Annotated in this window: 13 protein-coding genes; 7 read left to right on the forward strand and 6 right to left on the reverse strand. The window is 44.0% G+C overall.

The features are described 5' to 3' along the window. Positions 1 to 326 precede the first annotated feature (326 nt). The 3 genes from IH597_04380 (at position 327) to ppk1 (ending at position 4,455) form a co-directional block, all read left to right on the forward strand. Positions 327 to 1,607 carry a serine hydroxymethyltransferase gene (locus tag IH597_04380; GenBank protein MBE0661686.1) on the forward strand — a complete coding sequence of 427 codons (1,281 nt, stop codon included), beginning with the start codon at positions 327 to 329 and terminating at the stop codon, positions 1,605 to 1,607. Positions 1,608 to 1,773: 166 nt separating this feature from the next. Continuing rightward, complete coding sequence (locus IH597_04385) at positions 1,774 to 2,274, forward strand: histidine phosphatase family protein (GenBank protein ID MBE0661687.1); 501 nt, start codon at positions 1,774 to 1,776, stop codon at positions 2,272 to 2,274. Between the two features lie 123 nt (positions 2,275 to 2,397). Continuing rightward, a complete protein-coding gene (ppk1, locus tag IH597_04390; GenBank protein MBE0661688.1) occupies positions 2,398 to 4,455 on the forward strand; it encodes a polyphosphate kinase 1 in 2,058 nt (685 codons plus the stop codon). Between the two features lie 24 nt (positions 4,456 to 4,479). Here ppk1 and IH597_04395 read toward each other — a convergent pair whose 3' ends face one another. Then, positions 4,480 to 6,888 carry an ABC transporter permease gene (locus IH597_04395; protein MBE0661689.1) on the reverse strand — a complete coding sequence of 803 codons (2,409 nt, stop codon included), beginning with the start codon at positions 6,886 to 6,888 and terminating at the stop codon, positions 4,480 to 4,482. Positions 6,889 to 7,239: 351 nt separating this feature from the next. Between IH597_04395 and IH597_04400 the strand changes: the two genes are divergently transcribed. The 4 genes from IH597_04400 to IH597_04415 all read left to right on the forward strand — a co-directional run bounded on the left by IH597_04400 (position 7,240) and on the right by IH597_04415 (position 10,643). Continuing rightward, on the forward strand, positions 7,240 to 8,844 hold the full coding sequence (locus IH597_04400; GenBank protein MBE0661690.1) for a fumarate hydratase: 1,605 nt from the start codon (positions 7,240 to 7,242) through the stop codon (positions 8,842 to 8,844). 122 nt (positions 8,845 to 8,966) lie between these two features. Next, entirely contained in the window at positions 8,967 to 9,200 is a 234-nt protein-coding gene (locus IH597_04405; GenBank protein ID MBE0661691.1) for a ribbon-helix-helix domain-containing protein, read from the forward strand. Next, entirely contained in the window at positions 9,197 to 9,529 is a 333-nt protein-coding gene (locus IH597_04410) for a type II toxin-antitoxin system PemK/MazF family toxin (protein ID MBE0661692.1), read from the forward strand. The genes IH597_04405 and IH597_04410 overlap by 4 nt, the downstream gene beginning before the upstream one ends. Before the next feature lie 220 nt (positions 9,530 to 9,749). Further along, positions 9,750 to 10,643 carry a hypothetical protein gene (locus tag IH597_04415; protein MBE0661693.1) on the forward strand — a complete coding sequence of 298 codons (894 nt, stop codon included), beginning with the start codon at positions 9,750 to 9,752 and terminating at the stop codon, positions 10,641 to 10,643. A 171-nt stretch (positions 10,644 to 10,814) separates the two neighbouring features. Here IH597_04415 and IH597_04420 read toward each other — a convergent pair whose 3' ends face one another. The 5 genes from IH597_04420 to IH597_04440 all read right to left on the reverse strand — a co-directional run bounded on the left by IH597_04420 (position 10,815) and on the right by IH597_04440 (position 18,426). Further along, complete coding sequence (locus IH597_04420) at positions 10,815 to 12,863, reverse strand: hypothetical protein (protein MBE0661694.1); 2,049 nt, start codon at positions 12,861 to 12,863, stop codon at positions 10,815 to 10,817. 188 nt (positions 12,864 to 13,051) lie between these two features. Then, positions 13,052 to 15,013, reverse strand: coding sequence for a selenocysteine-specific translation elongation factor (gene selB / locus IH597_04425; protein MBE0661695.1), 1,962 nt, complete (start codon positions 15,011 to 15,013; stop codon positions 13,052 to 13,054). Positions 15,014 to 15,289: 276 nt separating this feature from the next. After that, positions 15,290 to 16,135, reverse strand: coding sequence for a T9SS type A sorting domain-containing protein (locus tag IH597_04430; GenBank protein MBE0661696.1), 846 nt, complete (start codon positions 16,133 to 16,135; stop codon positions 15,290 to 15,292). Positions 16,136 to 16,231: 96 nt separating this feature from the next. Further along, positions 16,232 to 17,266, reverse strand: a complete 1,035-nt coding sequence (locus IH597_04435) for a hypothetical protein (protein MBE0661697.1) — start codon at positions 17,264 to 17,266, stop codon at positions 16,232 to 16,234. A gap of 299 nt (positions 17,267 to 17,565) precedes the next feature. After that, positions 17,566 to 18,426, reverse strand: coding sequence for a T9SS type A sorting domain-containing protein (locus tag IH597_04440; GenBank protein ID MBE0661698.1), 861 nt, complete (start codon positions 18,424 to 18,426; stop codon positions 17,566 to 17,568). Positions 18,427 to 18,434: the final 8 nt, after the last annotated feature.

Below are 18,434 nucleotides of genomic sequence, written 5' to 3' on the forward strand. Positions count from 1 at the left end.
TAATTTCATCGAGGCTTATATCGGTGGTCAGATACTCCTGAACAACTTTCAACTTAAAATCGTCCGGATAAAAGTTTACTTTTCTCTTCATAATCCTGTTTTTAGTTTACTTTTCGTGTAAACCTATTTCAGGACTAGACAAACCAATTAACTATTCCACTACTCAACACTCCATCTCATTTTCCCATCTTCCCATCTTCTCATCTTCCCAATTTCCCCCTTTCCCTTTTTCCCTTTTTCCCTTTTTCCCTTTTTCTTCTTAAGTTTGCACCAAATTTCCCAAAACGCTTTGTCTACGGCCAATACATTCTAAATTTTTATAAATCATGAAGAAAGATAAGCAGATTTTTGATTTGATTGAACAGGAACGCGATCGCCAGACGCATGGCATTGAACTTATCGCTTCCGAAAATTTTGTGAGCGAACAGGTAATGAAAGCCATGGGCTCCGTTCTTACCAACAAATACGCAGAAGGTTATCCTGGGAAGCGTTATTACGGCGGCTGCCAGATCGTGGATCAAACCGAACAATTGGCCATTGACCGCGCCAAAGCATTATTCGGAGCCGAATGGGCCAACGTGCAACCCCACTCTGGAGCACAGGCTAACATGGCTGTTTTGATGACCGTTCTGCAACCTGGAGATACTTTCCTCGGTCTTGAACTTTCGCATGGCGGCCACCTTTCTCATGGTTCGCCTGTAAACTCATCCGGTATTCTTTACAAACCTATTCCATATGAAGTAGGCCGTGAAACCGGAATGGTTGATTATGTCCAGATGGAAAAAGTTGCCCTTGAGCATAAACCCAAACTTATCATTGCAGGTGCTTCGGCATATTCCCGCGACTGGGATTACAAACGCATGCGTGAGATCGCCGACCAGATAGGCGCCATTTTGATGGCTGATATTGCCCATCCGGCTGGTTTGATTGCCAAAGGCCTGTTGAATGACCCGGTTCCTTACTGCCATGTAATTACGACTACCACACACAAAACCCTGCGTGGCCCCCGTGGCGGTATGATCCTGATGGGTAAAGATTTTGAGAACCCATGGGGTGTTACCACGCCCAAAGGTGCATTGAAGATGATGTCGGCGATGCTTGATTCGGCTGTGTTCCCAGGCGTGCAGGGCGGGCCCCTGGAGCATGTAATTGCTGCAAAAGCCGTAGCCTATCAGGAAGCCCTGAGTGATGAATTCCTGGAATATATGATACAGGTTAAGAAAAATGCCCAGGTTATGGCCAAAGCATTTGTTGACAGGGGCTACCATGTGGTTTCAAACGGAACGGACAACCATCTGATGTTGATTGACCTGCGCCCGAAATTCCCCGATATTACTGGCAAGGTGGTAGAGAATACCCTGGTTCAGGCGGATATTACCGTGAACAAAAACATGGTCCCTTTCGATAGCCGTTCCCCATTCACAAGCAGCGGTATCCGCGTTGGAACCCCAGCAATCACCACCCGCGGGCTACAAGAAGAGCATATGGAACCCATCGTTGATATGATTGACGAGGTAATTTCAAACATTGACAGCGAAAGCGTGATTGCCTCGGTTCGCAAACGTGTGAACGGGATGATGGAAGAATTTCCGCTGTTTGCGTATTAGAACAATGAAAACTTGAAAAGCGCTATAACCCCAAGGGTTTCTCAAACCCTTGGGGTTTTTGTTTGTTAAATAATCATTAAATCTCCGTGAGCGGCTTTGAAAAATAACCGGCCTGCTTATCTTTGGGGTGAAAGCTCTCAACAGACTGCCAATAAAAACACTACACATGAAAACACTCTATCTTCTTCGGCACGCCAAATCTTCCTGGCAAAATTCCGACCTCGATGATTTCGAACGCCCACTGCTTGAAAAAGGCCTGAAAAGAAGTAAGCTAATGATTGATTACATGCTCGAACATGAAGTTGGGGTTGATCTGATCGTTTCAAGTCCGGCAGTCCGGGCATTGGCCACTGCGGAAATATTTGCCCGGGCATTGAATTATCCTGTTGACAACATCAGGAAAGAGAAGAAGATGTATTTTGGCGATTCTGATTCATATTTTGAGCAGTTTTTTGATGTGCCAAAGCATGTGAACTCCATGATGTTGGTGGGTCATAATCCCAGCATCACCACTTTTGCCAACCAGTTTCTTGAAACAAAAATAGATTATCTCCCTACCTCAGGCCTTATAAGCATTAGTTTTGATACGGATCAATGGGAAAAGGCCGGCATTGCAAAAAGAAAAATTAACTTTGTGGTGTATCCGCGGATGTTCCGGAAAGATTAGGTTGAAATAGTTAGCAGTTGGCAGTGTGCAGTTGGCAAGCTTACGGAGCCAATTGCCAATTGTTGTTTGCCAACTGCCAACTTTAAATGTTAAATGACTACACAAATAGCTTAGAACCAAACCATGACCAACTCAAAAAAACTCATTAACCGCGAAATAAGCTGGATGCATTTTAATGCACGGGTGCTGCAGGAAGCCGCCGACCCCAATGTACCTTTGCTGGAACGAATAAAATTCCTCGGTATTTTTTCAAATAACCTTGATGAGTTTTTCCGTGTTCGGGTGGCTACGCTTAACCGCATGCTGAAATTCAGAAAGCGCGACTATAAATTCATCAACTTTAACCCCGCCCAAATACTCAAGCAAATCTTCGAGATCGAACAAATTCAACAAAAGGATTTTACTGATATTTTCCGCAGGATTGTGAGGGAGTTGGCTGATGAGAACATTTTTATAATTAACGAAAAAGAGTTAAGCCCCGAGCAAGGTGAGTTTGTGCTGGATTATTTTAAAAATCATGTGCGAACCAACCTTTTCCCGCTGATGCTTGAGAACGTTGAGGATGCGGGATGGCTCAAGGATAAGAGTATTTACCTGGCCATTGAATTGAAAAAAAGCAAGGTGCCCGATAGCCGCACTTTCTCTCTAATCAAGGTTCCTACTTCCACCATTTCACGCTTTCTTTTATTACCGGAACAGGATGGGAAAAAATTCATCATTTTGCTTGATGATGTGATCCGTTACGGTTTGCCCGGTATCTTTTCCATTTTCGGCTACGATAAGTATGAGGCATACACTATAAAGTTTACCCGCGATGCCGAAATGGATTTTGAAAACGATGTTTCAAAGAGTTTCCTTGAAGTGATGACCGAGAGCCTGAAGCAACGCAAAATGGGATCTCCGGTAAGGTTTATTTATGATAAATCCATGCCCACCGACCTGCTGGAGCTGTTGATGAAAAAGCTTGATATTACAGAATACGACACTGTAAGCAAAAGAGGCCGGTATCATAATTTCAAGGATTTCATGTCATTTCCGGATGTAAAGCGTCCTGATCTTGGATATCCACCAGCGCCTCCCTTGCCACACCCTGCGTTGTCTTTACAAACCAGTATATTCGATCTGCTTAAACAGCGAGATATTATGCTTCACTATCCTTACCAAAGTTATCATTATGTTATTGACTTACTCCGTGAAGCATCTATTGACCCTAAGGTTCGTGCCATAAAAATTACATTGTACCGTGTAGCACGGTTCTCAAATGTCATCAATGCGTTGATCAATGCATCAAGGAATGGTAAGGATGTAACAGTATTCCTGGAACTTCAGGCCCGTTTTGATGAGGCTGCCAATATTTACTGGTCAGAAAAGTTGATTGAAGAAGGTGTAAAAATCATTCATACTATTCCCGGAACCAAGGTTCACAGCAAGTTGTTGCTGATAAGAAGAAAGGAAAGTGGGGAAAATGTTTATTACGCAAGCATCGGAACCGGGAATTTTAACGAGGCCACCGCCCGTGTTTATGCCGACAACAGCCTGCTTACTTCACGCAAGCAAATAGTTGAAGATGTGAACAAAGTGTTTCACATGTTCGATGCAAAATACCAGCCTCCAAAGTTTAAGAACCTTGTTGTCGCGCCTTTTGACATGCGGAACTTTTTCATCAATATGCTGAATCGTGAGATGCGCAATGCCCAGGCTGGCAAAAAAGCGTGGGCGTTGATCAAGCTCAACAGCCTCTCAGATGAAAAAATTGTGAAGAAACTCTATAAGGCCAGTCAGGTCGGTGTAAAGATAAGGCTTATCATTCGTGGTATATGCGTATTGGTTCCCGGTGTTCAAGGTTTGAGCGAAAACATTGAAGCCATCAGCATCGTAGATAAATTCCTGGAACACTCCCGTATTTTCGTATTTTGCAATGATGGTGATGAAAAATACTATATCTCTTCAGCCGACTGGATGATTCGTAATTTTGATAACCGCATTGAAGTGGCCTGCCCCATCCTTGATCCTGTCATACAGCAGGAACTGCGTGACATTCTGGAAATTCAGTGGCGCGATAATCAGAAAGCCCGCCTTGTAAACACCCATCCTATCAACAAATACCGCAAAAACGGAGCAAAAGAAAAGGTAAGGGCGCAGGTGGAGATTTATGAGTATTTTAAAAATAAACTGTCTTAATATTAACTATTAACCCACACATTTCTATTCATAACTCAACGCTTTCACCGGATTCTGCGTTGCCGTTCGGAAGGATTGCCAGGAAACCGTTGCAACGGCAATGAGCAGGGTAATACTGGCTGGAATCAGAAAAATCCACCAAGAGATTTGCGTTTGATATGCGAAGTTCTGCAACCATTTGTGCATGAAATACCATGAAAGCGGCCAGGCAATGAGGTTGGCAAGTAGAACCCATTGTGTGAACCCGGCCAACAGCTTAAACACAATTTTTATTACAGGTGCACCGAAAACTTTTCGCACACCTATTTCTTTGGTGCGCCGCTCAGTAGTATAAAGCGCCAGTCCGAACAAACCCAGCGAGGCAATAAAAAGGGCCAGGAAAGAGAAATACATAAAAATTCCACTCATCTTTTGCTCGGCCATGTAGAGGCTGTTAAAACGTTCGTCGAAGAAGAAATAATCAAAAGGCCGGTCGGGAACCAGGCTCAGCCATTTGCTTTCGATCCGCGATAAAGTGCTTTGCATGTTCTCAATTTCAATCCGGATGTTCAGATTCCTGAAATAAAGCGGGTTCAATTCGATAAGTAAAGGCTCAATATTGTTGTGCAGCGAGGTGAAATGGAAATCTTTAACTACCCCTATCACTTTGTAACGCTGGTCGCTGGCTTCTTCTCCTCCTCCGGGGAGTATCAGATGTTTGCCTAATGGTTCATCCCAGCCAAATTTCCTGGCCATGGATTCATTGATTATAATTGAAGCAGAGTCAATATTTCTGGTTTTACTAAAACTTCTTCCCTGCATCAGTTCGGCCTGGTAAACTTCCAGGAAATTATAATCCGTTTGCAGATAGCTAAGCATCTCAGCATGTTGGCGTGTGCTGCCTTCGGGATAATAAGTCTGGCGTTGGTCGAAAGTTCCCATTACGGTTGATGAAGCCGAAACATCAACCACACCAGGCACATTCCGTAATTCACTTTGCAGGGTTTCATAACGCGAGATCAGATTTCTGTCGCGTAGCGGTGCAATGATCACCTGGCTGATTTCAATTCCCAGGTCTTTTTTACCAAGGTAATCCATTTGACGATATATGACCACGGCGCTGAAAATGATCAGAACCGAAATGGTAAACTGCACAATTACCAGTACATTCCTGAAAACCGGACGTGCTGAGTGTTTGAAAAGTTTGCCTTTAAGCACCTTCACAGGTTGAAAAGCTGATAAAACCAGGGCAGGATAGAAACCAGACATCAGGCCAACTGTAAGCAGCAGACCCAGCAGGAGCAGGGCCAGTTTTTTATGGCTCCACCATGATATTTCCACCGCAATGCCGGCAAATTCCCTGAAGTATGGAAAACAGACTTCTACAACGGCAAGCGCCACCAACATGGCAATAAATGTAATGATGAATGATTCAAGTATAAACTGCCTGAAAAGCATTGAACGCTCTGCCCCAAAAACTTTACGTATGCCCACTTCCCGGGCACGTTTGGAGGAAGTGGCAGTTGAAAGGTTGATGAAATTGATACAGGCAATCGTCAGGATCAGCAAAGCGATGGCCGAGAAAATGTAGATACGTGAATAATCGCTGTTTTCTCCCAGTTCCTGAATCAGTTTTGAGGTCAGATAAATATCGGTAATGGGCTGCGGAACAAGTTCTATCCGAAGGTTATACTGCTCAATGGTTTCCCGCATTTGATTTTGAATCATTTCAGTGAGCTTGGAAGCAAGCAGGTCCACTGGAGTTCCTTTCTGAACCAGGATATAATTATGCGTAATAAAAATTGAAAGGCTGTTTACATGATGCCACATACGCCGGTCAGTCTGAAAAGTAGTGAGTGAAGCCATGGCATTAAAACGCAGGTGTGAATTGTGAACCGGATCACGAACCACACCCTGCACAACCATATTGTGCTGATTGTCCCATTCAATGACCTGACCCAGGGGATCTGCATCGCCGAAACATTTCTTCGCCAATGCCTCCGTAATTACAACTGAATATGGATGTGCCAAAGCACGCAAAGGGTCGCCGCTCAGGAAGTCGTATGTAAATAAGTTAAAAAAGCCCGAATCGGCATATAGGATGCCATCCTGGTAAAATTGCTTTTCTCCAACACGCAGCAGAACCGACTCAGGTGCTCTGAACACAGTGGCATGAGATAATATTTCAGGGATTTCGTTTTCAGCAAGTTCGCCCACCCTGCCACCGGTTGTGGCAGTGCGGATATCATTGCCTCCAAAACTTCCATCAAGTGTGATGCGATAGATAAGATCACTTTGCCCGTGGTGCTTGTCGTAGCTGAGTTCATTTTCCACATATAAGGATATCAGGAGAAAGCAGGCCAGTCCGGTTGCGAGGCCCAGGATATTGACCACTGTAAATAACTTGTTACGTAAAAAATTCCGGCAGGCTACAAGAAAGTAATTTTTCAACATTGCTTAATGATGCTGGTTTATGGGAATCCTACAAATGTTTCATCCGATAATACCACTATCATACCAGAAGTTATATTGTGTTGTTTAACAAATAATTGTGATCATTGGTGCCGGGCACTGACCATTCATAATGTTCGAACCCAAACACGGGACTGTTCGAATCCGGCCATGTGAAAATTTGTATGGGGTAATAAATATAGATCGGATGAAACGTTATTAATCAGTGCAATAGTGACCTCCAATACTGTTTTCACAATAGTTTTATTTTTTGGGTCAATCTGTTGGCAGTACTCATCTTAAAACTCTAAATTTGCATCAACTACATTCATCATTAACCAAAACCCTATCATCATGACTGAATTTATTTACCAGGATCCCTATCCGGTTCAGAAAGACACAACCAAATACCGTTTGCTTACAAAAGACTATGTTTCCGTTGAAAATCTCAATGGACGCAAAATCCTGAAAGTAGAATCCGAGGGGTTGGAACTGCTTTCGCGAGAGGCATTCAAAGATGTTTCATTTTACCTGCGTGCAGCTCATTTGGAGCAGTTATCTAAAATACTCAAAGATCCTGAAGCCAGCGACAACGAAAAATTTGTTGCTCACACGATGATTGTAAATCAGGTTGTTTCAGCTGAAGGCGAGTTGCCCAGTTGCCAGGATACAGGCACAGCCATTGTGATCGCAAAAAAAGGGGAAAATGTTTACACCGGACTAAACGACGCCGAATTTTTGTCGAAAGGTATCTTTGATACCTGGCAGGATAACTACCTACGTTACTCTATGATCGTTCCGCTGAGCATGACAGAAGAGAAAAACAGCGGTTCGAACCTGCCAGCCCAGGTTGATATTTACTCCACTCAAGGCAATGCATACGAGTTTTTGATGATTACTAAGGGCGGCGGATCGGCAAACAAAAGCGTACTCTTCCAGCAAACCAAATCATTGTTAAGCGAAGAGAACCTGACTAAATTCTTCCGTGAAAAAGTTAAAGAACTAGGTGCTGCTGCCTGCCCGCCATATCACCTGGCAGTTGTTATTGGCGGCACTTCTGCCGAAGCCACACTTACAGCGGTTAAGAAAGCTTCGGCAGGTTATTATGACTCCCTACCTACCGAGGGCAACGCACATGGCCAGGCATTCCGCGACCTGGAATGGGAAAAACGGATTCAGAAAATTTGCGAAGAAAGTGGTATAGGCGCGCAATTTGGCGGCAAATACTTCGTGCATGACGTTCGTGTGATCCGTTTGCCGCGGCATGCTGCGTCCTGTCCGGTAGGCATGGGTGTTAGTTGCAGCGCCGATCGCAACATCAAGGCAAAGATCACTGAAGAAGGCATTTTTATAGAAGTACTGGAAAAGAACCCGGCTCGCTTCCTTCCAGAAGCAGCGCCAGAAATGGCTCCGGCCATTGAAATTGACCTCGACCGTCCAATGAATGAAGTACTGGCCGAACTGAGCAAATATCCGGTTAAGACCCGTCTGAACCTCAAAGGAACGCTCATCGTTGCCCGCGATATTGCCCACGCCCGTATCAACCAGATGCTGGAAGAAGGCAAACCCATGCCGGATTATTTCAAAAACCATCCGATCTATTATGCAGGCCCTGCAAAAACACCCAAAGGAATGGCATCAGGAAGTTTTGGCCCAACCACCGCCGGCCGCATGGATGTGTATGTAGATAAATTCCAGAGTGCTGGCGGCTCGCTGATCATGCTCGCAAAAGGCAACCGCAGCAAACAGGTTACCGATGCATGTGCGAAATACGGCGGTTTCTACCTTGGCTCCATCGGTGGCCCGGCAGCCATCCTGGCCAAGGACAGCATCAAATCCGTTGAGCTGGTTGACTTCGAAGAATTGGGAATGGAAGCGGTTCGCAAAATAACCGTCGAAAACTTTCCGGCATTCATTATTGTGGATGACAAGGGCAATGATTTTTATCAGCAGTTGTAAGAGACCTACTCCAGTTCGCGCTCATTAGGTGGTATAATGTGAATGTTAAGTAGTTTCAACTTATAAGTACGATTCATACTTATATAATAAAAACATTATTTATATTTGCAAAAATTATTGCCATGAATTTCACAAGCTCTTTACCTACTGAAACTCTTGATCAGCTTGATCTATATGCGAGAAAACTTCGGATACCGAAAAACCGCATTATAGAAAAGGCTTTAAATGCTTATTTTGAAAGGCTTAAAAAAGCCGAATATGAGCTTTCGTTCAAGAAAGCCGCTAATGATGAAGAACTGTTTTCATTAGCTGAAGAAGGCCATGACGATTACCTGAAAATGCTGACTGAAGAATGAAACAACGGGAAATCTGGTTTGCCGACTTAAACCCGGTTAAAGGCAGCGAGCAACGAGGCATAAGGCCAGTTGTTGTAGTCAGTGGCAATGCCATGAATGACAACCTTGGCATTTGCATAATTTGCCCATTGAGTTCAAAAATAAAAGATTATGCCGGCTGTATAGTAATTGAAAAGAGCAAAGTTCCCGGGCTTGATAGCGACTCTGAAATAATCACTTTTCAAATCAGAACCCTTTCAAAAGAAAGATTTATTAGTAAAATTGGTGAAATCAGCCGTGAGGAACTCAATAAGATTAAAAAAGGATTAAATGAGATTTTAACATACTGAGCATTTAAGCCTGCTAATTTGGGTAACCGTATATTTCTGATTGCTACAACACAATATGCCCTACTGGCAAGTTGTTCCGTTTTACATCCTTTATAACGAGATAATTACCGCGTAGCGGCTAAACTATCGTAGTAAAGCCATCCCGAGCCAATACTAATTCCCCGTAGGGGATTCACATGGATTAAATACCGAAATAAACGAATATCCCTATTTTTGCAGCATGAAAATACGCAAGCAATTATTTACAACCTGCCTTATTGCACTCACGATATCTCTTTTGTTAAACAGTTGTAAAACAACCCTGAATATCGCCGATTTGCAAACAAATGCAGAACAAGCCTTTAATGAAGGCAATTACACCGCTGCATTACAGCAGTACGAGAACCTCATTAAAAATTGGAACGATAACCACGCTTTTGAGGAAAACCCATATTACGACAAAGCCGGCCATGCTGCTATTGCTTTGAAGGATTACGATAAAGCCATTGAATATTTCAACCATTCAACACACTATGGATTTGCGGGCGCCGATACTTACCTGGCTTTGATCAACCACTACCGCGAAATAGAAAATTTTTCCCGTGAAATGACGGTGCTCAACACTTTTATTGAAAAATTCCCGAATGAAGCTGTTGAAGCCGGTGCACATGAGCGCTTATTTGAAATGTATTTGGAAACCAGTCGCTGGGAAGAAGCTGAAACTCAGATTCCGTTTTTCAGTCGCGAACCGGGTATTGAATTACTTGAAAAAATAATGCTGGTTCACATTAACCTTGGAAATGAAAAGGAGGCAGAAGCAGTTGCTGGTCAGTTGCTTGAGCTTGACGGTAACAACGCTGCTGCCCTGGAATGGAAAGCCAAAAAATATTTTGAAGCCGGTGAAGCACGTTACAATGCTGAAACAGAAGCCTACGAGCGCAACAAAAGCAGAAGCCAGTATGCCCGCCTGCTCAAAGGTTATGAAGCTGCCGGAGAGGACTACCGCAAAGCCCGTGATATTTTTGAGCGCTTGTACAAGCAGAACCCGGATAAGAAATACGCTGTTTACCTTTACAATATTTACGCCCGTTTCAAGGATGAAGAAAAGGCGGCTTATTACCGCAAAAGGTTTTAAATGTAGTAGTTCATAGAAACGTCCATCTGCGAACAGCTTGCAGTCGGCAGCCGTGCCTCGCTGGCAGACGGGTTGGAAAAATTCCCAAATTGAATTAAAGCGGGAATCTCGAGAGGGACGAGTCAAAATCCGAAATTCGAAGTGGCTTCAGACTTAGATGAGAATGAAAACCTACTCAACTCTAATCTCCTTCAGCGCCTTCTTTGCCGCCGCAAAAATTGGTTGATTGCTGATTTGTTCACCAACGGCGCGTTCCATCCAGTGGCTTGGAGTAAGTTGCCCGATGGAAAAGATACGCTGCGTTTCTTCAGCGATGTCCTTGCCCTGGTAATAATCTTCCAACTGGAACATGATCAGGCGACCATAAGGGTAATTCATCAGGTAAAGTGGCGATTGGATCATGTGCGAATAAATGGCCAGCAGCGGAATATCTTCTTCGCCAAAAACATCGGCGTAATATTCATTCCATATTTCTTTTGCGATCCTGATCACGGCTTCCTTAAGTTGGGCAGCACTTGCATCCGGGTTCTCATACAGCCATTGCCAAACGGCCATGTCAATCAGTGAAACGCCCATCATTTCATAGTTATCCCAGAAAGCGTCCAACACTTCGAGGTGTTCTTTCATCGGATCATCCTGTGTGATGCCCAAAAATTCAAGATCGCGGGCCTGGAACATGAATGCCAGCGCTTCGGTGAATGCGGTATTGGGAATTCCGTTCACAAAATAATTATCCACCATTTGTACGCTGATGGTTTGCTCTACATTATGCCCAAACTCATGGATCGCAATATTGTAACCTTTGTAATCCATGCCATCGCTGCCAATGCGGGTTCGCAGATGTGAAGTGGTTCCGCGCATTGAAGCACGCCAGGCATGACCCGAACCTCGTGCCGGATCAACTTCAACTTTTGAAGCTATAAACTCAGCCGTTTCCGCATCGAAACCAAGCTGACGAAGAATCCTTGAAAGGTCCTCATTCATGGCTTCTGCTGTTGGGTATTTGCTTTTGGTGATCTTATCCAGATCCGCTTCAGAAACGCCACTTCTGCCTTTAAAACCATCGTACCAAAGATCGTATGGACGCAGCGGCCGGCCAAGACGTTCGCTGATCATTTTACCGGTTTCGCGCAATAATGGTGAAGCTGCATATTCTCTGAAAAGGGCATCCACTTCCTCATACGGAATTTCCATGCTGGCATCAAAGCGGCGTTTGATGTAGGTGTCGAGCCTGGGGTAATAGGGGTCAATATTGTGTAACGCCTTGAAATTGGCCAGCAGGTGCTCATAACGCCTGATGTCTTCAGGTTCGCCCTGAACCGGCTGTCCGTTTTGAAATAATTCATTGCTGATGGGATTCCATTGGTAATCCGGGTTGTTGATCACCTGTTTGGGAATTTCCTGGTTGATGATGCGCAGCATCACATTGTAAAGCATTTCCTGCTTTTCGAGCCCGCCTAGCTGGTCGTAGTTCGATTTGATCTCGTCGCGTATATTCCAGTGCGCCAACAGCTTCATGCCTTCCGGGAAGCGAGTTTCCCCTTCCTCATTCAGCAGTTTTCCGGCAAAAATGTTATACTCTGAAATATAGAGTCTTCCATCACTGTAAACCTGGTTCATTTCCTGCAACAGGCGCGGCGGAACACGTGCGGTGAACACTTCTCCCAGGCGCGCGTAACCCCACTGGCGGGCATCCCAGTCACCACCAAGTTCGTTCTTTTCCTCAAGGGTGTAGTAAGGGAAATTCAGCGCAACGATAAAGGCAATCTTGTTTGTATAGAAATCATCCTGAACATGGGCCGAAGGACTGTAGGCCCCAAAAAGCTGATCAATTTTATGAATATCTCCGCGCGGTTCATGAATCTGGCGGTTCAGCTCCAGTGTGATGCGGTTCATATAGCCATAAAGGTTTTCAAAGTTATTCGCCAGGCGGTCGAACACCAAATCCAGTTCATTGGGATCGGCAATGAAGTTTTCTGAAACAAAATCTTCAAAATCTTTTACGCTACCATCGCTGTTGCGCCAGAGTGCTGCGGCCTGGTTCACACCACGCTCAATGCGGAATTGGTGTTCGGAGCCATTTTCGTCAACAAGTTGAGTAATCAGTTGATCAATTGTGGCCTGGCCAACGGGACTGGTTTCGTCCTGATCTTTCTCAGCCACAGGAGCACATGCCAGCAGGAAAATGGCTGGCATCATCAAAGCAATAAATTTTTTCATGATATTTTTGTTAATGGTGATTTTCAGTGGCAAACTTAAGCAAAGTTTATATATATTATCGCTCAGGTTTTCAGCGCCAATCTTAATTGTTAAATATCATAAAACAAGGGACGCCATCCCCTCCCTCTGGTCAGGGTTTGCGTCCCAACTGTGCTTCCAGCCGCCAGATTTTAACACTTTAACACCCCTCACACATTAACACTTTTCACCCTTCCCTTTTCAGTGATAAGCAAATAGAAAGTTTGCTTGCTGATGATGCCTTCTTTCAGAAAAAGTGTAATTAGCAACTGAACGCCTTTTTTTGTACCATCAATCAGGGTGCGGAATTCTTTTTCGTTGATGCCACGCGGACTGACGGATAATTTTGCCAGCAACAACTTACGGGCGTTGTCAACAATACTTGCATGCAGTACATCATCGCCGATAAGGTAAATCCTGCTTTTTGCCACCAGGTGCTGTAGCAGGGAATTAAGTTGGCTTTTTCTTATTTGATTTTGCTGAGCGAATGCTTCCAGTTCTCTCAATGATGAGCGAACCATTCCTGAAACAAGTATGATCTGCTCAACCCGATTCAGTTGTTCTTCGGCTTTGCGATCGAAACTTATTTTATGATCCATTAATGCGAAAGTTGCCCCCACCGTTTTCAGCTTCCCAGTCTGTACCATTTTTCCGAGCATCTGGTTCAGGAAGAAAAGATCAAACCCTTTGCTGCTGATGTTGAATTTTCCAGCCAGCTCATGCGCTTCCAGCCCGCGCTCGTTCAAAGGATTTTGTTGATGCCAGTGTTGGAGACTCTCTAACACAGCTTTTACCATATTGGATTCATGGTTTTCATCTGCCAGAAAGACCTTCCCTTCGAAATGAAGACCATAGGCCACGCCAGGATTTGCAGTAATTATAGTTAGAAGTTCGGATTCAGATTTGGATGATTTTGAAGCCAATTGATCAATCGAAAGTGGTGTATTTGATTTTTGAAGTTCGAACCTGATCATGCCGGCCAGGTTTTCCTGATCAGTCATAATCTGGGCAAAGTTTTGCAGAACGTTCTTTAACTTTTCTGTCCGGCGGCGATGATGTAAGGGGCTGGGATCAAGGATTATACCACCACCAAAAGTCATGTCGCTGGAAGTGTTGCGAAGGATAAAGCGGTCGTTGGCAAGCAGGATAGCAGGCTTTTCGAGGTGAATCTGTGCGACTGCTTTTTCAGCACCAAGCAGTTCATTTTTCGTGATCAGGTGAACCCGGGCTTTTGATGAGAATGTTCCGGTGTGAAAAATCTGATGCGACCAGGTTCCGATCCTGATGTTGCCCGGAAAAAGCTCAACCTGGGCATCAAGCAAATTGGTTTCCTGCAAAAGTTTTGAAGAAAGAATCATGCCCCGTTCAAAATCCTCGTATTTCAAGCCAGAAAGGTTCAAAGCAGCTCGATCACCGGCTGCGACTTTTTCAACCTGCCTGCCGTGGCGTTCAATGCTTTTAACTTTTAGCTTTCCATGCCCGCCGGGCAAGAGATGCAATTCCTCACCCACGCTTACTTCGCCTTCAAGCACCGAACCTGTGACTACTATACCAATTCCCCGCACATTAAAAATCCGGTCAATGTACATTCTGAAATTTGAGACATGGCTTTTTTCGGGAATCAAAGCGGCAATTTTTAATAATTCGCTTCTCAGGTCATCAATTCCTGAGCCGGTAACCGAAGAAACTGCCACCACCGGCGCATTTTCAAGTGGACAGCCTTCAAGCAATTCCATGGCTTCGAGTTTGGCCAGTTCCATAGTGTCGTCATCCACCAGGTCGGCTTTATTGATCGCAACAATACCGTGCCTGATCCCAAGCATTTTTATGATATTGAAGTGCTCCCTGGTTTGCGGCATGATCCCACTATCGGCTGCGATGACTAGCAGCACGAAATCAATGCCATAAGCGCCTGCTACCATGGTTTTGATAAAATCCCTGTGACCGGGCACATCTACAACGCCGATTGAAATTTCATCCGACAATTCCAGGTGTGCGAAGCCAAGATTTATGGTGATTCCACGTTCTTTTTCTTCTTTGTGTGTGTCGCAGTCAATCCCTGTCAGCGCCTTGATCAGGGCTGTTTTTCCGTGGTCAACATGACCGGCTGTACCAAGGATCAGGTGTTTCATTCTCGGAATGTTCAAATGCAACAATTTGCCAAAATTAAGTGAAATCCGAGTTCGCAGTCGAATAACAATTGTCAGACAAAAATAAACTTTGTTGTGCTTTGGGGTCACACGAAAAAGGGTTACCTCAAAACCTGTAGTCTTATGTTTTTTGTCATTCTTAGTGGAGAGAAGAATTAATATACAGACATTTAGAGTTCCTTCACTTCGTTCAGGATGACAAGAATTGACCTTTAGAAACAACCTCTCAATCAGAACAAAGATTTCTTTACGAACCGCTTATCTCTTCATAATCCTGATTGGTTTGAAGGGAAAAGCAGGAATATTAAGCATAAATACACCGCTGTTAATCTTGCTGAAGTCGAGATGCATTTTTTCTGAGCGGATCATACCACTCAACACTATTCTTCCTGTAAGATCAATGATGCTGAATTCTGATCCGATGAAACTGGGATCAAAATCAAGAGAGACCTTATTGTTAAAAGGATTTGGATAGGCTGACACAAGCGCCGGAACAATGAATTCCACTTGTCCTGTTAGAGGGATAAAGTTTGCGATCAGTGTTATCGTGCTTGCCGGCATTTGAAAACTGTAAATTGAATCCGTTGAAATGATCATTCCCATGAGGTTTGTCCAGTTTACAAATTCCCAACCAATAGCCGGTGTAGCAGATACTTCAACTTGCGAACCTGCCATAAAATCACCTGAGCCGTCCACTGTTCCACCTTCTTCCGGGCTGGCAGTAAGGTTCAGACTGAAAACTGAATTTAGGCCAAGGAATTGATTAATGAGTTCAGCCATCAGATAAGGCTTCAGGTTCAAACCTTCTCCATTCGCAATAGCTCCAAAGATAGCAGACGACGAAACGGCTGTATAGTTTTCGCCTTCATTCATGATCATTCTGCCATGGCTTTCTTCACAGGCAAGCAGCACTTCACCGCTGGTAGTGCCCATTCTATCAATGCTGTAATGCGCATCGGTTCCACCGTAATAATTGAATTCCAGTTGATCGGTTAAACTGAGCCCGGCTCCTTCAAGTTGGGTTATTTCCCATTCGGTGCCGTCATCCAGGTAAGTTAATCCAAGATAATCATTTAAAGCAGTAGTTTCGAAATCTTTAGCCACATTTGCACTTTCGATATAAAGAGCGCCACCGTTTTGCAGGTAATTGCTTAGTTTTTGCTGGTCTGCTGCGTTTACAGAACCAGGAGGGGTAATCCCTCAACTCAGGCAGTACCCGCCAAGAGAAACAAATATGATATTATATTCATTCAGTTCGTTTGGAAGCGCATTTACCAATTGATAATCAATGCCAGTTTTACTTAATGCTCTAGTCAGTACAACGGTAGGCCTGACCACGTCGCCCTGATCTGGACATGTTATGGTAGCTATGCCATTATCGTTGTCCCAAACCAGCACCGAAAAAATATTTTCGGGTTTAACCCTGATGAAATGGCTCTTTGATTTATTGTTTCCTTCAAATTCATCCCCCTCATGTTCAATTTCAGCATAAAAAGCTGTGTTTAAAACCTGGCTGGGTGTCCATTCAAATTCAACCGTTGCGGTTTGCTGCGGCTCTACAACTTCAGTAATTTCAGCGGTTCCTATTAAATTGCCTGTTTTGTAACAAAACATTGAAACCGTGAAATCAGCTTGGGGTTCTGATCCGGGATTGCTCACCGATACACTGAAAACGGAAGTGATATCAGCGCTTAAAATGTTTGGCCCATCAATGCTGCTCACAGCAAGATCATTTTGAAATATGGCTGTCACCTCCAGGCTATACACATTCCAGTTATTCCATTGGTAGGTGGAAGGCCCAAATGTCCTGAATTTAAACTGTACACTTTGGCCCGCAAAGTCACTTATATCAAATACAACCTCAGTACCTGATGCTGAGCCCCAACTTCCGGAATTCAGCGAGTGACTCCATAACAGGAATTCTGATGATGAGGTAATCAGGCGTATTTCAGCAACTTCAGATGGATTGCTTGCTCCAAAAACATTTAAATACTGGTTCACGATTAGATCCTGAACGTTTGGGTCAAGTTCTATGACCGGTGAAATGGCCGAAAGATCAAAATTGCTGATGGTTGGTGTCCAGTAAAACTGAAGCATTCCGCCTTCGATGCTCCAATTCTGGTCTAGTGTCCAACCCTGGTTGTTTTCAAAGCTTTCCGTCCAGTATACAGTCTGGCTGTAAACCTGCAACCTGAACAGTGAAAACAATGCTAGAATGAGTAGGGCTTTTCTCATGTGCCAATTGTTTGATTTAATAAATAGAAACTAATTCAAAATATTGTGAATTATGATCTTATACTATTGAAATCAGTGAAGGATAAGGAATTGTTGGACAGCACAAAGCTAATGGATTTTTGGTTCCGACCATGATCTTCTTTCGGAAATATAATCCACTGAAATATATTTTAATTAATGCTTTTATTAGCGAAAAATGCACAAATGTGTGTGACCCAAACCCTTTAAAGTCGTGTAGAACTTCTTAAAGGTTTAAGCCCTTTCCGGCTTATAAATTGTAAAGAGGAAATGGTGAAGACCTATAACTTAATAATCCTCAGCGATTGGTTCACATTACCACCTACAGTAAAAACGTAAACCCCGGGAAGCAGATGATTTAAATCCAGATTGTTCTTTTCCGATCGCAATATACCTGTGCCAAGCATTTTGCCGTACAAATCATGAATGAAATAGCTAGCTCCGATAAGCTGTTGATCAAGTTGAATCATAGCTCTGTCAGTTACCGGATTCGGATAGATTGAAAACTTCGTGATAGCTTGCTCATCAAGCCCGGTCAATGGTTCGAAGTTGGCTGCCAGGGTCAGATCATAATCAGGCATAGAGAATGAATAATAAGGATCAACTGAGACCACCATGCCCGAATAGTTTGTCCAGTTTACAAATGCCCAGCCGCTAGCCGGTACAGCGTTAATCTCTACATACGATCCCAACAGATATTCGCCCGCACCAAGAACCTCACCTCCTAGCATCGGGCTTGATGCCAGTGAAACCTCATATTCATCCGTGCCAATTCCCAGGAAGTAGTTTAGCATTTCGCTTACGAAAAAAGGCTTTAAATTGAGGCCGTCGCCGTCAGCCAGGGCGCCAAGAATTATTGAGGATGTAATGACCTTAAAGGTTTCGCCTTCATTTTTAATCATCCTGCCATAGCCTGCTTCGCAGCTAAAAATTATTTCTCCCACTGATGTTGACATCCGGTCAACGCTGTAGTGTGGATCGGGTCCACCAAAATAATGAAAATCCAGCTGATCAGTTAACGAGCTGTTTGCACCGCTAAGGCTGGCAACTTCCCAGTTGGTTCCGTCATGAAGGTAATTCAGTCCAAGATAGGTATTCAGGCTTGTACTTGCGTGGTTCTTAGCCACATTCACGCCTTCCATGTAAAGGT

Source organism: Bacteroidales bacterium, assembly GCA_014860575.1.
Taxonomy (GTDB): domain Bacteria; phylum Bacteroidota; class Bacteroidia; order Bacteroidales; family JAAYJT01; genus JAAYJT01.

Excerpts from the sequence above, each read along its gene's own strand:
- IH597_04380 (MBE0661686.1), top strand. The coding sequence starts at position 327 with ATGAAGAAAGATAAGCAGATTTTTGATTTGATTGAACAGGAACGCGAT.
- IH597_04385 (MBE0661687.1), top strand. The coding sequence starts at position 1,774 with ATGAAAACACTCTATCTTCTTCGGCACGCCAAATCTTCCTGGCAAAAT.
- ppk1 (MBE0661688.1), top strand. The coding sequence starts at position 2,398 with ATGACCAACTCAAAAAAACTCATTAACCGCGAAATAAGCTGGATGCAT.
- IH597_04395 (MBE0661689.1), bottom strand. The coding sequence starts at position 6,888 with ATGTTGAAAAATTACTTTCTTGTAGCCTGCCGGAATTTTTTACGTAAC.
- IH597_04400 (MBE0661690.1), top strand. The coding sequence starts at position 7,240 with ATGACTGAATTTATTTACCAGGATCCCTATCCGGTTCAGAAAGACACA.
- IH597_04405 (MBE0661691.1), top strand. The coding sequence starts at position 8,967 with ATGAATTTCACAAGCTCTTTACCTACTGAAACTCTTGATCAGCTTGAT.
- IH597_04410 (MBE0661692.1), top strand. The coding sequence starts at position 9,197 with ATGAAACAACGGGAAATCTGGTTTGCCGACTTAAACCCGGTTAAAGGC.
- IH597_04415 (MBE0661693.1), top strand. The coding sequence starts at position 9,750 with ATGAAAATACGCAAGCAATTATTTACAACCTGCCTTATTGCACTCACG.
- IH597_04420 (MBE0661694.1), bottom strand. The coding sequence starts at position 12,863 with ATGAAAAAATTTATTGCTTTGATGATGCCAGCCATTTTCCTGCTGGCA.
- selB (MBE0661695.1), bottom strand. The coding sequence starts at position 15,013 with ATGAAACACCTGATCCTTGGTACAGCCGGTCATGTTGACCACGGAAAA.
- IH597_04435 (MBE0661697.1), bottom strand. The coding sequence starts at position 17,266 with ATGAGAAAAGCCCTACTCATTCTAGCATTGTTTTCACTGTTCAGGTTG.
- IH597_04440 (MBE0661698.1), bottom strand. The coding sequence starts at position 18,426 with ATGGAAGGCGTGAATGTGGCTAAGAACCACGCAAGTACAAGCCTGAAT.